This window comes from Halorientalis persicus (assembly GCF_900110215.1).
Classification (GTDB): Archaea; Halobacteriota; Halobacteria; order Halobacteriales; family Haloarculaceae; genus Halorientalis; species Halorientalis persica.
In genome coordinates, this window is the sequence record NZ_FOCX01000001.1 from 345,108 (window position 1) to 358,646 (window position 13,539).

General features: G+C 67.6%; 16 protein-coding genes. 10 read left to right on the forward strand and 6 right to left on the reverse strand.

Translation table 11 applies throughout. The features are described from left to right. Positions 1–66 precede the first annotated feature (66 nt). Positions 67–1,995 (forward strand): ATP-binding protein, encoded by a 1,929-nt coding sequence (locus tag BMX17_RS01905; RefSeq protein WP_092657057.1) that lies wholly within the window; start codon positions 67–69, stop codon positions 1,993–1,995. Positions 1,996–2,008: 13 nt separating this feature from the next. On the opposite strand, the gene BMX17_RS01910 is transcribed toward BMX17_RS01905, so the two are convergent. Further along, entirely contained in the window at positions 2,009–2,788 is a 780-nt protein-coding gene (locus BMX17_RS01910; RefSeq protein ID WP_092657059.1) for a DUF7537 family lipoprotein, read from the reverse strand. 105 nt (positions 2,789–2,893) lie between these two features. On the opposite strand from BMX17_RS01910, the gene BMX17_RS01915 reads away from it, so the two are divergent. Continuing rightward, complete coding sequence (locus tag BMX17_RS01915; RefSeq protein WP_092657061.1) at positions 2,894–3,316, forward strand: universal stress protein; 423 nt, start codon at positions 2,894–2,896, stop codon at positions 3,314–3,316. A 46-nt stretch (positions 3,317–3,362) separates the two neighbouring features. Beyond that, positions 3,363–3,794: an Ig-like domain-containing protein gene (locus BMX17_RS01920; protein ID WP_092657063.1), complete on the forward strand. Its 432-nt coding sequence runs from the start codon at positions 3,363–3,365 to the stop codon at positions 3,792–3,794. 178 nt (positions 3,795–3,972) lie between these two features. On the opposite strand, the gene BMX17_RS01925 is transcribed toward BMX17_RS01920, so the two are convergent. Continuing rightward, entirely contained in the window at positions 3,973–5,211 is a 1,239-nt protein-coding gene (locus tag BMX17_RS01925) for a KaiC domain-containing protein (RefSeq protein WP_092657065.1), read from the reverse strand. A 147-nt stretch (positions 5,212–5,358) separates the two neighbouring features. Between BMX17_RS01925 and BMX17_RS01930 the strand changes: the two genes are divergently transcribed. Then, positions 5,359–6,189 carry an NAD(+)/NADH kinase gene (locus tag BMX17_RS01930; RefSeq protein WP_092657067.1) on the forward strand — a complete coding sequence of 277 codons (831 nt, stop codon included), beginning with the start codon at positions 5,359–5,361 and terminating at the stop codon, positions 6,187–6,189. On the opposite strand, the gene BMX17_RS01935 is transcribed toward BMX17_RS01930, so the two are convergent. Beyond that, positions 6,190–6,450, reverse strand: a complete 261-nt coding sequence (locus tag BMX17_RS01935) for a DUF8006 family protein (RefSeq protein ID WP_092657069.1) — start codon at positions 6,448–6,450, stop codon at positions 6,190–6,192. Positions 6,451–6,505: 55 nt separating this feature from the next. After that, on the reverse strand, positions 6,506–6,730 hold the full coding sequence (locus BMX17_RS01940; RefSeq protein ID WP_092657071.1) for a DUF7996 family protein: 225 nt from the start codon (positions 6,728–6,730) through the stop codon (positions 6,506–6,508). A 102-nt stretch (positions 6,731–6,832) separates the two neighbouring features. On the opposite strand from BMX17_RS01940, the gene BMX17_RS01945 reads away from it, so the two are divergent. Further along, positions 6,833–7,411 (forward strand): response regulator, encoded by a 579-nt coding sequence (locus BMX17_RS01945; protein ID WP_092657073.1) that lies wholly within the window; start codon positions 6,833–6,835, stop codon positions 7,409–7,411. Between the two features lie 222 nt (positions 7,412–7,633). Here BMX17_RS01945 and BMX17_RS01950 read toward each other — a convergent pair whose 3' ends face one another. After that, positions 7,634–8,035, reverse strand: coding sequence for a universal stress protein (locus tag BMX17_RS01950; protein ID WP_092657075.1), 402 nt, complete (start codon positions 8,033–8,035; stop codon positions 7,634–7,636). Positions 8,036–8,206: 171 nt separating this feature from the next. On the opposite strand from BMX17_RS01950, the gene BMX17_RS01955 reads away from it, so the two are divergent. Beyond that, a complete protein-coding gene (locus tag BMX17_RS01955; RefSeq protein WP_092657077.1) occupies positions 8,207–8,575 on the forward strand; it encodes a winged helix-turn-helix transcriptional regulator in 369 nt (122 codons plus the stop codon). Here the strand turns inward: BMX17_RS01955 and BMX17_RS01960 are convergent, their stop codons facing one another. Next, a complete protein-coding gene (locus tag BMX17_RS01960; protein WP_092657079.1) occupies positions 8,576–9,094 on the reverse strand; it encodes an HTH domain-containing protein in 519 nt (172 codons plus the stop codon). A 290-nt stretch (positions 9,095–9,384) separates the two neighbouring features. Between BMX17_RS01960 and BMX17_RS25810 the strand changes: the two genes are divergently transcribed. The 4 genes from BMX17_RS25810 to BMX17_RS01975 all read left to right on the forward strand — a co-directional run bounded on the left by BMX17_RS25810 (position 9,385) and on the right by BMX17_RS01975 (position 13,537). After that, positions 9,385–9,552: a DUF7331 family protein gene (locus BMX17_RS25810; protein WP_170845299.1), complete on the forward strand. Its 168-nt coding sequence runs from the start codon at positions 9,385–9,387 to the stop codon at positions 9,550–9,552. A gap of 81 nt (positions 9,553–9,633) precedes the next feature. After that, positions 9,634–10,587 (forward strand): bifunctional 2-dehydro-3-deoxygluconokinase/2-dehydro-3-deoxygalactonokinase, encoded by a 954-nt coding sequence (kdgK1, locus tag BMX17_RS01965; protein WP_092657081.1) that lies wholly within the window; start codon positions 9,634–9,636, stop codon positions 10,585–10,587. Positions 10,588–10,714: 127 nt separating this feature from the next. Then, complete coding sequence (gene pyk / locus BMX17_RS01970; protein ID WP_092657140.1) at positions 10,715–12,454, forward strand: pyruvate kinase; 1,740 nt, start codon at positions 10,715–10,717, stop codon at positions 12,452–12,454. A 117-nt stretch (positions 12,455–12,571) separates the two neighbouring features. Continuing rightward, positions 12,572–13,537, forward strand: a complete 966-nt coding sequence (locus BMX17_RS01975; RefSeq protein ID WP_092657083.1) for an ROK family protein — start codon at positions 12,572–12,574, stop codon at positions 13,535–13,537. The last annotated feature ends 2 nt before the right edge of the window (positions 13,538–13,539 follow it).

A 13,539-nucleotide genomic window follows, 5' to 3' on the forward strand; every position in this document is an offset into this window, starting at 1 on the left:
GCCAGTGATCGGCGCGGCCCGGCCGCGGGGGAAACGTGTTTGACCCGCCGGGCCGATGTGGCTGGTATGTCTGATCTGGGCGATTTCACCGATTTCGACGGGAGCGGGGACGAGGGGGCCGGTGGCGGCGACGAGGACGGGGCCGCCGCCGACGAGACGCCCGACGACGCGGAGACGGTGGGCGAATCGGCGGCGACCGAGGACGTGGAGAGCCAGGCCGACGACGAGACGCCCGAATTCGAGACGGTCGACGTGTCGCCCGCGGGGAACGACCGCGGCATCGGCGTCCTCTCGGCCTCGGAGGGGCTGACGATCAGCGAGGACCCCGACGACACCGAACTCCGGGCCTACGTCACCGTCGAGAACCGCTCGACCGTCCGCATCGGGAAGTACCTGCTCGTTCCCTACCCCGACGGTGAACGGCTCTTCTGCCGGATCACCGCCCTCGAATACGCCCAGGAGTTCCGTACCGACGACGCCACCGAGATCCACGCCCGCCGGGCGATGCGCCAGCGCGGCATCGACGAACAGGACTTCAAGTTCATGGCCTCGCTCGAGCCCGTGGCGGTGTTGTTCGAGGAGGGAGGGGCGCGAAGCGCCCCGGGTCAGTCGAGCGGCGACGAGCCGCGAGACGACGGCGAGCTAAAACGGCGGATGACCGACCGCGTGCCCAAACCCGAGACGGTGGTGCGCCCCGCCACCGACAAGTCCGAGATCAAGACCGGACTGAAGATGCCCGAAGACGGCGTGTTCCTGGGCCATCTGGCCGTCGGTGGCGAGCGGGTCAAGACGGCGGCCGAACCGCCGACGATCGACTACCGACTGAAAGACGACTACGACGCCGGCGATCCCCTGGTCTTCCGGCACACGCTCGTCGCCGGCGGCACGGGGTCGGGGAAGACCCACGGCTCGAAGAACATCCTCCGGCAGTACCTCGACGAGGAGCGAACCTATCCCGTCGAGTCCGGCGAGGACCGCGAGGTGCAGGCCGCAGTCGTCCAGTTCGACCCGCAGGACGAGTACGCCCAGATGCACGACGACAACCCCGATCTGGACGACGACGACCGTCGCCGACTGGAGCGGGAGGGCGTCGCCTACGGCGGCCACGACGACACCATCGCCTTCGTCCCGAAGGTCGACGGTGCGACCTACGCCGCCGACCACCACCGCGCCGAGCAGGTGGCGTTCACCATCCCCTTCTCGATGGTGCGGGGCAACCCCTGGCTGGTCGCGGGGAGCGGTCTCAACGACAACCAGTACGGCGGCCTGCGCTACCTCCTGAGCCGGTTTTTCGACAACTACGGTGCCGAGGGGACCTACCAGCAGTTCGTCTCCTTCCTCGACGACCCGGCACTCAAGGAGGAACTCGACGAGAGCGGACGCGTCCACGAGGCGACGTTCGACGCCATCCGCCGCCGCGTCCGGGGCTTCGGCGACGTGTTCGATCAGGACGCTCGACCGATCACCGAGCAGATTCACGAACTCGTCCGGCCCGGGGGACTCACCGTCGTTCCCACCTACCACATCAACGACACCCGCACCACGGAGACGATCGTCCTGGCAGTCTCCAGCCTGCTGGTCGACCAGAAGCTCTCGAACGACCCGCGCTACGACCGGATCAAGGAGACGCCGCTGGTCGTCGGCATGGACGAGGCTCACAACTTCCTGACCGACGCCGACAGCGTCCAGGCGGGCAAGGTCATCTCGAAGTTCACCGAGGCCGCAAAACAGGGTCGGAAGGAACGGCTCGGCCTCTTTCTGATCACGCAGGACCCACAGGACATCGCCGAACCCGTGTTCAAGCAGATCAATACGACTGTCGTCCTGAACCTCGGCGACGAGGACGCCATCTCGGCGGTGAACATCCCCTCGAATCTGGAAGCCAAGGTGCCCTACATGGAGAAAGGCCAGATGGTCGTCTACTCGCCGGACAACTCCGAACCCGTCGAGTTGATCGGTCTGCCAGTCTGTGTGACCAAACACGGCCGGGACTGACCGCGGCGGGGGATCAGCCCGTCTCGTCGATCTCGTCGACCCAATCCGGTCGCTCGACGGTCACGTCACCGAGTCGTTCGATCCGGAACGTCTGGTTCAGGTAGCCGCTCTCCAGTTCTATGCGGAGCGCAGCGTCGTAGACGACACCGTCGGAGCCGACCAGTACTTCGCCGCTGGCGTCGGTGACGGTCTCGCTGATCCGGCTCCGGTCAGCCTCGACCAGTTCGAACCGTGCGAGTCTCCGCCCGTCACGCTCGACGGTGCCCGCGGCGGTGTAGTTCCCGCTGCGGAGGATACCGCCGAGACTCTCGCCCCCGCCGAGCATCTCGGGTTCGTGACGTGCCTCGAACGACCCTTCGAACGGGGCGCGTCGGGTCGTCGTCTCGCCGTCCGCCACGGCGTCGAGGTACTGCGTGCCGTCCGCGACGAAGATCCGGTTGGTCTCGCTGGTGGCGTCGAAGACGAACAGCCGACGCTCGTCGGTCAGGCTGCTCCGGGTACGCTGGGTCACCGTCAGTGACTCCTCGCCGGCCTGCTGTTCGAGCGTCTGTGTGAACGCGTGGTCGGTCGTGGCGAGTCGCTGGTCGGTCGCCGCGACCAGCGCGCTCGCGTTCTCGATACCGGTCGATGCGTTGCCAGCCGGGGACGTGGCGCTGCCATCTGCCACCGGTGATCCCGGTGCGTCCGTGCCGTTCCCTGCCGGGTCGGTGCCGGATCCACCGGGTGAACCGCTACAGCCGGCCAGCACCACCAGCAGTCCCACTGCCACGAGAGCGAGTCGGTCCGTTCGCATGCCGGCGGTTTCGGACGAGGGTGACTTAATCACGGGGACTCTATCGTCGCGGCCAACGCCGCCACAGCCGCTACACCTTTGTCGCGTGCCATGTTACCTTCGATCATGGGAAAGCGCATCCTGGTGCCCGTCGACGGCTCCGAGCAGTCCCGGGAGGCCTGTGACTTCGCCATGCGGGAGCATCCGGAGGCGGAGTTCGTGCTGTTACACGTCATCAATCCGACCGAGGCGGGGTACAGCGCCGGCGCGTCGTTTCCGGCGGCCTCCGAGGAGTGGTACGAACACGCCAAGGAGGACGCTCAGGAGTTACTCGAAGAACTGGAGGCAGAGAACGAGGGGGCGACCGTCACGACCGACACGGTCGTCGGCAAGCCCGCCCGCGCCATCGTCGAGTACGCCGCGGAACACGACGTCGACCGGATCGTGATGGGCAGTCACGGCCGCTCGGGGGTCACCCGCATCCTGCTGGGCAGCGTCGCCGAGAACGTCGTCCGGAACGCGACCGTCCCGGTGACCGTCGCACGGTGAGCGCGAGCGACAGAAAGCACTTACCCGGACCGGATGACCTCGGCCCATGCGACGGCGTGCCCTCCTCGCCGCGGTCGGTGCCGGCTGTGTCGCGGTCGGTGGCTGTCTCGGTGACGGCAGCGACACACCGACCGACGGCGGTGACCCATCCGATACGACGGGTTCGGAATCAGCTCCCGCGAGCGACACTGACATCGAGATCTCGAACGACACCGATACGACCAGATCGGTGACTGTGACTATCACTGACAGCGGTGAGACGATCTTCGAGGAGAGCGTAACGCTCGACGCCGGAGAGATGCGGCGGCTCGATCCCGGACCGGTCCCGAAGGGCACAGGGTACGAACTGATGGCCGAGACAGAGACCGGGCGTCGAGACACTCTTCCCTTCGGCGTCGACGACTACGATGTTCGGGAGGGATCGAACCTCCTCGTCTGGATCAGCCAGGAGGGACTCGAAACGGGAATGCAGGAGTAGCGGTACTGCTGGCGGGCGAGCGTAGCAACCGCACGCTCGCGTGCCGGAGGCTCGCGAGCGCGCGGAACCGGCCCGAGTGACCACGCGCGCCGCAGGCGCGCACGGGATCGAGGGCCGATTTTTGTCCGAGCTTTTTGCCGCGAGTCGCGCTTCGCGCGACGAGCGTGCAAAAAGGTCGTCAGAAAATGTTCGCCTGCTGGTACACCGAGATGCCTTCGCCGGTGATCTCGTAGGGTTTGGTCTCCCGGGAGTGGTTGGCGTTGCGGATCTTCTGGATCTCGACGGCCATGCGGGTCTCGCGGGTCTCCTGGCGGACGTACCGCAGGTGGAAGACGGCGTCGGTGAGGTACTCGATGATGCCGTGACGGGAGGCGTACTCGTGGGACTCGCTGGCCTCGGAGGTGAGCATCGTGGTGACGCCGGCCTTTTTGAGCGACCGGGTGAAGTCGAACACCTGGGTCCGACGCTTGGCCTGGTTGTCGTACATCATCTCCAGCAGGGACACCGAGTCCAGCACGAGGCGGTCGGCACCGAAGTCCTTGATGAGTTCGGGGAGTTCGGCCTGGATGTTCTGGAGGCTGTTGGCCATCTCGACCGGGTCGAGGTCGATGATGGCGAGGTTGTCTTCCGCCTCGTGTTCGGCGAAGTTCCAGTCGCGCTCGTCGGCGGTCGCCATGATCGCGTCGTGGCTCTGTTCGAGCGTGATGAAGACGGCCTTCTCGGTGTCGTCCTTTTCCAGACCGTGGTGGAGAAACTGGAGCCCGAAGGTGGTCTTCCCGGTCCCGGCCGACCCGATGGTGACGATGAGGTGGCGGCGCGGGATGCCACCCTGGATCATGTCGTCGAGGCCCTGAATCCCCACGTCGAGGCGGGGGATGTCCGACTCGAAGTCTTCGTCGTCGAACTCACTGCCGCCGCCACCGCCGCCACCGCCGCCGGCGGACCCGAACGCGGAGGCGAAGTCGTCGTCGAACAGTTCACCGTCGTCGCCGCCACCACCGCCACCGCCGCCGAACGGACTGCTCTCGTCGCTGCCGCCACCGCCGAACGGATCACTGCCCTCGCCGCCGCCACCGCCGAACGGGCTCTCACCGTCCGCGCTGTCGCTCTCGCTGCCACCGAAAGCGGCATCGTCGTCGCTCCCGCCGCCGAACGGGCTGTCGCCCTCGTCGGTGCGTCCGTCGTCGAAACCGCCGGCCGCGTCCTCGCCGTCGAACGGGCTATCGCTCTCGTCGCCGAACGGTGACTCGTCGTCGCCGTCCTCGCTACCGAACGCGTCGCCGGCGTCGTCGCCGAACGGAGCGTCATCGCCTGCGGAGTCACTGTCGTCGTGCCCGTCGTCAGCAATCTCGCCCTCGTCGCCGTCGGCGTCTTCGTCACCGACGGCGCTCTCGAACCAGTCGTCGTCCTCGCTCATGCGTGGCTCACTGACGGCCGGGTGGCCATACCCGACCCTGGGTATGCTGCGTGATTAATGTTGCCCGGGCCTCACGTCCCGATACGCCGTTCCCGGGCGGAGCGGGTCCGCCCGGTTTATACTGGCCGGGTGCCAATCCCGAGACGGATGAACGTCGGCATCGTCGCTCAGCGGGACAATCCCCGCGCCGCCGCGCTGGCCAACGAGATCCGGACACACCTCGACGACGCGGGCGTACCGACAGTCGTCGACGAGACCACCGCCGCGCAACTCGGTCCCGACGCCGAGGGCGTCCCCGTCGACCAGATGGCCGGCCGTGACCTGGTGGTCAGCATCGGCGGCGACGGTACCTTCCTCTTTGCCGCCCGGGGCGCAGGGACGACGCCGATCATAGGCGTCAACCTCGGCGAAGTCGGCTTCCTGAACGCGGTCTCGCCCGACGTGGCCGTCGAGACGGTCGACGACGTGGTCCGGCGGCTCCGCGAGGACGGCCGGGCCGACACCCGGTCGATGCACCGGCTCCGGGCCCGCGGCGACGGCTGGTCGCTCCCGCCGGCGATCAACGAAGTCGCAGTCCTCGGCCCACAGCGCGGGCACGGGCAAGGGGTCGATCTCGAAGTCACGGTCGACGGGGCGACCTACACCGCGGGTCACGCCGACGGGGTGTTGATCGCGACGCCGACCGGCAGTACCGCGTACAATCTCAGCGAGGACGGGCCGCTCGTCCACCCGGACGTGTCCGGGCTGATCGTCACGGAGATGGCCGGCGAGTCCGAGATGCCGCCGCTCGTGATCGACGACGAGAGTGAAATCGAAGTGACGGTCGAGAACGCGAACCGGGCGGTCGTCGTCGGGGATGGACGGACGAGCGAGTCGGTGACGCCGCCAGCGACGGTCACGCTCACACGGGCCGAGAAGTCGGTCAGAGTGGCGGGACCGCCGCTCGATTTCTTCGCCGGACTCGGAAAACTCGACTGATCACCGTTTGGCCGTGATGTACACCATCGGGGCCAGCACGAGCAGGGCGATACCGAGGAACTTCCAGTGAGTGGCTTCGAGCATACTCTGGGGTGTCAGCAGGAACAGGAGCCCGAATCCCAGGAACTGCATGGCGTAGACACGCTGGGATTTCAGCGGCAGAGCTGCGAGGGCAGACAGGATAAAGATCGCCAGCAGCGCCTGCCCGACGTTGTACTGGAGCAAGAAATTGTCGACCACCTGCAGCGGTAGCGTGAGCATTCTTGGCTAGCACTGACCCTGTAGCGGCCTAAAAACTTCCGTTACGCGTCCGTCGTCACGTGGGGCCGGTCAGGTCCAGCGGACGGACCCAGACGTACCAGAGGATCAGGACGGCTCCGACGTAGCCCAGCACCCACACCAGACTGCCGAGCGTGTCGTAGCCGGCCGCTCCGAGCGCGTAGTTGGCCAGTCCGGGGAGGACGACGCCGGCGCTCAGTACCAGTGCGAACTTGGCCTTCTCGGACAGGCCCGTCGACGCCTCGGTCTCGTGGCCGCTCATGTCCAAGTCCAGGGCCCCGACCGGCGTGAATGGTTTGGTTCGGCGGCGTCGGTGTCAGGGAGCGGGCAAAATTATTACCCGTCGCTCCGAAAGGAGCACAGTATGGGGAACGATTCGGCGGCGGCGACGGTCCTCGTCGTCGACGACGAGACGGAAGTCGCCGACGTGTACGCGCTCAAACTGGAGCGTGAGTACGACGTCCGGGTCGCCTACGGCGGGCAGGAAGCGCTCGAGAAGGCCGACGACGAGGTCGACGTGGTGTTGCTCGACCGCCGGATGCCAGACGTGTCGGGCGACGAGGTGCTCGCGGAACTCCGCGACCGCGGGGACGACTGCCGGGTCATCATGATCACCGCCGTCGATCCCGACTTCGACATCATCGAGATGCCCTTCGACGACTACCTCTGTAAACCGGTCGAGAGTGCGGATCTCGTCGGCGCGGTCGAGCAACAACTCGCGGCCGACACCTACGACGACCGGCTGACCGAGTACTACGAGGTCACCTCGAAACTGGCCCTGCTCGAGGCAGAAAAGACGCCACGGGAACTCGAGGAGAACGAGGACGTGGCGGCGTTGCGAGAACGGGCCGACCGACTCGAAGCCGAGATGAGCGAATCACTGTCCGATTTCGAGGACTTCGAGCTGGCCTTTCGCGAGATCGGCCGCCAACCCGGTCGGTAACGCGATCAGAAGACGCCGTGATGCCGCCTGAGGAACGGCATCGCGGCAAGCTGGCACGTGGTGCTTGCGGGACGGCTGTTGAGGGAGACGTGGGCGCGTCTCCCGCCGGTGAGAATCGGAAGCGATGAACCACCCACCCACCGGCAAACGATAATATTACCGCACCCCGGTTTAAATTTTACCCGGAAATGCTTGGGTATTTAAGTCAACGTCCGGCTCGGGTCAGGCGTCGGCGTCCCGCCGGCACACCAGCACGGATCGGTCGGCGTCCAGCAGGACGCTCTGGGTGACGCTCCCGAACAGGACCTTGCCCGTCGGGGACCGCTTGCGGCCGCCGATACAGATGAGGTCCACGTCGTCCTCGGCGGCGACATCGAGGATGGCGTCGGCCGGACTCCCGGAGCGTTCGTCGAGTGTCACCGAGTAGCCGGCGTCTTCGAGATGGGACTCGGCACGCCGAGCCGACTGTAGCTGCGTGATCGACGCACCCGAGGGGTTGTCGGTAAAGGAGTGGAGGACGGTGACGTGAACGTCCTCGGAGCCGCCCGGCAGGTCCTCGACCGCCCGTGCCTGTCTGAGCGCTCGGTCGGTATCAGTGTCGATGGGCATCAGTATCTCGTACATATCATCTCCCTGGCCCGGCAGTGTGTTAAATCGAGGTGCAACGTATCAGATTCTGAGAACTGGGGGTACGACGGAGAATCACCAGTCGACCGGGCGTGCCGCCGTGTGGTTACTCACTACAACCAGGTGTCGGGACGTAACTATATGACGGTGGCCGTTCTGCGTTGTGGTATGAGCGACGACGATCCGATCGAGATCTGGTGTGCCGGCGAAGAGTGGTGTGCGGTGACCGCGACGGCTTCGCTGATCGGCAAGAAGTGGCACCCGGTCATCGTCGACCGGTTGCTCCAGGAGGGGCCGCTGGGATTCAACGCGCTGAAGGACGCGGTCGACGGGGTGTCGAGCAAGGTACTGTCGGACAGCCTAGATGATCTCGAAGAGCGCGGCATCGTCACGCGCTCGGTGGTCAGCGAGAAACCGTTCCGTGTCGAGTACGCGCTGACCCAGCGCGGTGAAGAACTCGCACCGGTCATCGAGGCGATGCGCGAGTGGGGCCGTGACCACCTCGTGCCCGCGCCGGACGAGGGGTCGCCGGCCTGACTACTCTTCCGCCTCTTCGGCGACCAGTCGCCCGTTCCCGTCGGCTTCGAGCGTCTCGGTGACGGTCGTACTCTGTTCCAGGGTCTCGAGGCGGTCGGTCACGGTACAGACGCCGTCGCCGTCGCTACAGGGGGCGACGTACGCCAGTTCGCCGTCGTGGTACTCCGCGAGCGTGAACATCGGCAACACCAGAGCGACGTAACTCTCCTCGGTCATCTGCGAGGAGACCTGCCGCGTCTCGAAGAAGGAACTGATCGACCGATCCGTCTCCGCGGCCCAGTCGCGGAACTGTTCGACGCGGTCCAGCACGTTCTGGCCCGCGTCGGTGCGTGCGGCAGCCGTCGAGAGGCTGACCTGTCGTCCCCAGACGTCGAGATTGAACTCGTGGATCTGCCCGGTGTCCGCGAGTCGTTCGAGCCGTTCGATCACCGCTTCCTGGCGTCCGTGCCCGGCACGGGGTGTGAGTGATCGAACGTGGAGATCGACGGTGACCCTCTCCGCTGTAGTCTCAGTGGTCATTGTACCCGGGTGTCCATACCAATCAATTTACTGAATGATAAAGATTTGGGCGCGTGAAACAAACGCACGACTCGACCGGTATTACCGAGTTGCACTGCCGGATAATCACCGGCGGGCGGTCGTCCACTCGCGTCGTATCCGACGACCGTTCTACCCCCGACCGCGACCCCCGCCCTCGGCTAGTATCGGAAGGTGAAACCCGACGGTTACGGTCCGTCATCGCCCCACCATGCAGTGTGGTAACGTTTAACAATACCTGAGTCCTACGTCTATCCGAAGGGAGAATCACGATGGCACGAGCACCTGTCGACGACGCGGACGCCGAACGAGACGCGCCAGTAGCCGCCGGCCAGTACGTGGAACTGGACGCCGCCGAGGGCGTCGTCATCTACGACCGAGAGAACCACTGCGCCTGGCTCCAGTCCGACGGGGCGGTGTCGGTCACGGACCGACGATAACGGCGTCCGGGGTCGAAGTGGGACCGTCCGCTCTCGCCCTCGTCTCGCACCTTTTTGCTCGCGGCCGACGACGGTGTGTCCATGCCGGAACTCGCCACCTTCGGAGAGACGATGTTGCGCCTGTCCCCGCCCGGCGACCAGCCGGTCGAGACGGCCGACTCCTTCGCGGTCCGGGCCGCCGGGGCCGAGAGCAACGTCGCCGTCGCGGCCCAGCGCCTCGGCGTCGAGTCGACCTGGCTCTCGAAACTCCCGGACTCGCCGCCCGGCCGCCGCGTGCTGACCGCGCTCCGTCAGCACGGCGTCGACCCCGCCGTCGTCCTGACCGAGGCGGGGCGGCAGGGGACCTACTACCTCGAGAGCGCCGACCCGCCCCGCGGCCGGACCGTGATCTACGACCGCGAGGGGGCGGCCGTCCGGACCGCGACGGCCGCGGAGTTACCCACCGAACACGTCGAGCGTGCCGACGCCTTCCACACGACCGGCATCACGCCCGCGCTCTCGGACACGCTGGCGACCACGACCGCGGACCTGCTCGACATCGCTCGGGACGCGGGCACGACGACCGCGTTCGACCTGAACTACCGGTCGAAGCTCTGGTCGCCCGAGGCGGCCCGGGAGACGGTCACCGACCTGCTGGACCGCGTCGACCTGTTCGTCGTCGCTGACAGGGACGCCGAGACCGTCCTCGGACTGGCGGGGTCACCGGTCGAGACGGCCGAACGGCTCGACGCGGACTACGACTTCGAGACGGTCGTGGTGACCCGCGGCGACGAGGGCGCGGTCGCGGTCCACGACGGCCAGACTCACGAACAGCCGGCGATCCCCGCGAGCGACGCCCACCCCGTCGGGACCGGCGACGCCTTCGTCGGCGGGTTCCTCGCCAGCCGTCTCCAGGGCGGAACCGTCCCGGACGCACTGGCCTACGGCACGGCGACGGCGGCACTGAAACGCACGGTCCCGGGCGACATGGCCGTCGTCACGCCCGAGGCCGTCGAGCGCGCGCTCGCGGACGAGAGCGGGCGGATCGAGCGGTAACCACGGGAGGTAGCCGGCCGGAACGGGAACCACTCGGTCACAGGAGTGGTCGGCACGGCCCACAGAAGCTAACCGCCCGCGGTGAGAACCACCGGGGAGAACCGTGGGCAGCGACCACACCGAATCCATGCGCAACGCAAAGATCGTCTGTACCATCGGCCCGGCCTCGGACAGCCGCGAGCGACTGCGCGAGTTGATCGAGGCCGGGATGGACGTGGCACGGTTGAACGCCAGCCACGGCACCCCCGCGGACCGCCGCGAGGCCATCGACCGCATCCGCGAGGTCGCCGGCGAGCTAGGGGCTCCCGTCGCCGTCATGTACGACCTCGCCGGTCCGGAGATCCGGACGGCCCCTACCGAGGACCCGATCCACGTCGAGACCGGGTCGACGGTCCGTTTTTCCGTCGGCGAGACCGCCACACCCGAAGAGATCTGGCTCTCGGCGTCCGTCGCGGCCGCCCAGCCCGGCGACCGCGTGTTGCTCGACGACGGCCGCATCGAGACCGTCGTCGAGGACAGCGGCGAGGAAGCCGTGACCGCCCGCGTCGAGGACGGCGGCGACCTCGCCGGGAACAAGGGCGTCAACGTCCCCGGCGTCGATCTGGGCCTGCCGGTCGTGACCGAGCAGGACCGCCGGGACATCGCGGTCGCCGTCGACCGGGACGTGGAGTTCGTCGCGGCCAGTTTCGTCCGGAGCGGCGACGACGTCTACGAGGTCGCCGAGGCCATCGACGACGCTGGCGGCGACATCCCCGTGGTCGCCAAAATCGAGCGCGCCGACGCGGTCGCGAACATCGAGGCCATCGCCGACGAGGCCGCGGGGGTCATGGTCGCCCGCGGCGACCTCGGCGTCGAGTGTCCGATGGAGGAAGTCCCCTTGATCCAGAAACGAGTGATCCGGCAATGCCACCGCGCTGGCGTGCCCGTCATCACCGCGACGGAGATGCTGGACTCGATGGTCCACGAGCGCCGGCCGACCCGCGCGGAGGCCTCGGACGTGGCCAACGCCGTGCTCGACGGTACCGACGCCGTCATGCTGTCGGGCGAGACCGCCATCGGCGACCATCCCCGGACCGTGGTGGAGACGATGGACCGTATCGTCCGGGACGTCGAGGGCAGCGCGGAGTACGCCGAGTCCCGCGAACAGCGGGTCCCACCGGCCGGCGAGAGCCGGACCGACGCGCTGGCCCGGTCGGCGCGCTTTCTGGCCCGTGACGTGGGGGCGAGCGCCATCGTCGCGGCCTCCGAGTCGGGCTACACCGCCCGGAAGGCCGCCAAGTACCGCCCGGATATGCCCATCGTCGCCGCGACGCCGAGCGAGCGCGTCCGCCGACAGCTCTCGCTGTCGTGGGGCATCCAACCGGAGTACGCCAGCTACACCGACGACGGGGCGAACGCGGTGATCCAGACGGCGGTGCAGTCGGCCATCGACGCGGGCGTGGTCGACCCCGGCGAGACCGTGGTGGTGCTGGCGGGCATGATGACCGAACTCGACGGACTGGACACCGCCAACACGCTCAAGGTCCACGTCGCCGCCGAGACCCTCGTCTCGGGCCGCTCGGTCGTCGACGGGGTGGTGTCGGGTCCGGTCTTCCACGTCGAGGACGGCGATCTCGGCGGGATGCCCGAGGGGGCGATCATCGCAGTGCCGGCCGACTTCGACGGCGAGTTCGCGGGTGACCTCTCGGCGGTCGGCGGCATCGTGACCGCCCACGAGGGCGTGACGGGCTACGCCGCCATCGTCGCCCGTGAACTGGGCGTCCCGACCATCGCCGACGCGGACCTCACCGATGTCGAGGTGGGCACCGACGTGACGCTGGACGGCGAGCGCGGCGTGGTCTACGCCGACCGAATCACGGAGCGGTGACGAGCACGGGGTGGGCCGGTGGACTCGCCCGTCCGTGCGGGGTCGTTGCTGGTTGCTCACGAGCGCACCCCGGAGCGGACGGTCTTAAGTGCGCGCCGGGCCACCGTACAGGCGAGAATGTACGCGGGAGTGGACCTCGGGGCGACGAACCTCCGGGCGGTCGTCACGGACGTGGAGGGACGGGTCCTCGGCCGGGATCGTCGCTCGACGCCCCAGAACGAGGGGGGCATCGCCGTCACGGAGAGCGTCCTCGACGCGCTCCGGGCGGCCTGCGAGGCGGCCGGCACGACGACCACCCGGATCACTGCCGTCGGGATCGGCTCGATCGGCCCGCTGGACACCGCGGCCGGAGCCGTCGAGAACCCCGTGAACGTCGACGGCGCGGACCGGATTCCACTGGTGGGACCGGTCCAAAACCTCGTCGACAGCGACGCCGTCTACCTCCACAACGACGCCAACGCCGGCGTGCTGGCCGAGCGGTTCTACGCCGACCGCGCGCCCGACGACATGGTCTACCTGACGATCTCGTCGGGAATCGGCGCGGGCGTCTGTGTCGACGGCCAGTTGCTCTCGGGGTGGGACGGCAACGCGGGCGAGATCGGCCACGTCGCGCTGGACTCGGAGGGCCCCGTCACCTGTGGCTGTGGCGGCACGGGTCACTGGGAGGCCTTCTGTTCCGGCGAGAACATCCCCGAATACGCACGAGTCATCCACGATCGGGAGGGGATCGAGACCGATCTCCCGCTGGCGGCCGACGAGTTCGGCGCGGCGGCCGTGTTCGAGGCCGCCGGTAGGGACCCCCTCGCGGATCGTGTGCTAGAGCGACTGGCCCACTGGAACAGTCACGGTATCGCGACTATCGTCCACGCCTACGCGCCGATCACGATTTCCGTGGGCGGTGCGGTGGCGCTGAACAACCCCGAACTGGTCCTCGATCCCGTCCGCGAGCGCCTGCCCGACCTGGTGGTCTCGAACGTGCCCGAGATCCGGCTGACCGAGTACGGCGACGATATCGTGGTGAAAGGGGCAGTCGCGAGTGCGATGACCGCTGGCACTGGTGATCGGGGGCGGATTCGGAGATGAAC

Coding starts and splice junctions, on each gene's coding strand:
- BMX17_RS01905 (WP_092657057.1), top strand. CDS start 67: ATGTCTGATCTGGGCGATTTCACCGATTTCGACGGGAGCGGGGACGAG.
- BMX17_RS01910 (WP_092657059.1), bottom strand. CDS start 2,788: ATGCGAACGGACCGACTCGCTCTCGTGGCAGTGGGACTGCTGGTGGTG.
- BMX17_RS01915 (WP_092657061.1), top strand. CDS start 2,894: ATGGGAAAGCGCATCCTGGTGCCCGTCGACGGCTCCGAGCAGTCCCGG.
- BMX17_RS01920 (WP_092657063.1), top strand. CDS start 3,363: ATGCGACGGCGTGCCCTCCTCGCCGCGGTCGGTGCCGGCTGTGTCGCG.
- BMX17_RS01925 (WP_092657065.1), bottom strand. CDS start 5,211: ATGAGCGAGGACGACGACTGGTTCGAGAGCGCCGTCGGTGACGAAGAC.
- BMX17_RS01930 (WP_092657067.1), top strand. CDS start 5,359: ATGAACGTCGGCATCGTCGCTCAGCGGGACAATCCCCGCGCCGCCGCG.
- BMX17_RS01935 (WP_092657069.1), bottom strand. CDS start 6,450: ATGCTCACGCTACCGCTGCAGGTGGTCGACAATTTCTTGCTCCAGTAC.
- BMX17_RS01940 (WP_092657071.1), bottom strand. CDS start 6,730: ATGAGCGGCCACGAGACCGAGGCGTCGACGGGCCTGTCCGAGAAGGCC.
- BMX17_RS01945 (WP_092657073.1), top strand. CDS start 6,833: ATGGGGAACGATTCGGCGGCGGCGACGGTCCTCGTCGTCGACGACGAG.
- BMX17_RS01950 (WP_092657075.1), bottom strand. CDS start 8,035: ATGTACGAGATACTGATGCCCATCGACACTGATACCGACCGAGCGCTC.
- BMX17_RS01955 (WP_092657077.1), top strand. CDS start 8,207: ATGAGCGACGACGATCCGATCGAGATCTGGTGTGCCGGCGAAGAGTGG.
- BMX17_RS01960 (WP_092657079.1), bottom strand. CDS start 9,094: ATGACCACTGAGACTACAGCGGAGAGGGTCACCGTCGATCTCCACGTT.
- BMX17_RS25810 (WP_170845299.1), top strand. CDS start 9,385: ATGGCACGAGCACCTGTCGACGACGCGGACGCCGAACGAGACGCGCCA.
- kdgK1 (WP_092657081.1), top strand. CDS start 9,634: ATGCCGGAACTCGCCACCTTCGGAGAGACGATGTTGCGCCTGTCCCCG.
- pyk (WP_092657140.1), top strand. CDS start 10,715: ATGCGCAACGCAAAGATCGTCTGTACCATCGGCCCGGCCTCGGACAGC.
- BMX17_RS01975 (WP_092657083.1), top strand. CDS start 12,572: ATGTACGCGGGAGTGGACCTCGGGGCGACGAACCTCCGGGCGGTCGTC.